The organism is Bradyrhizobium sp. Kon10 (assembly GCF_055807395.1).
This window is the reverse complement of sequence record NZ_JBVVOZ010000273.1, coordinates 1-258: the sequence shown is the minus strand read 5'-3', so window position 1 is coordinate 258 and position 258 is coordinate 1. Positions and strand designations below refer to the sequence as shown.

Here is a 258-nt window from a genome sequence, read left to right as displayed (position 1 = left end):
CGATCTTCAGCATCTCCGCTTCAAGCGCCGAATAGTCCGGCGCGGTGAAATCGCGCGGATCCTTGGCGGCGACCTCGGCCAGCTTGATGATCGCGTCGATCACCGGCTGGAAGCCGCGATGGCCGAACATAACGGCGCCGAGCATCAGGTCCTCGCCGAGTTCCTTGGCTTCGGACTCGACCATCAGCACGGCGTCGGAGGTGCCGGCGACGATCAGGTCAAGCTTGGATTCCTGCATCTCGTCGACATGCGGATTGA

Annotated in this window: 1 pseudogene; it reads right to left on the bottom strand. The window is 62.4% G+C overall.

Going from position 1 to position 258, the window contains the following annotated elements:
* Positions 1-258: pseudogene (locus AC0L2O_RS37000) on the bottom strand (polyribonucleotide nucleotidyltransferase); the annotation flags it as partial.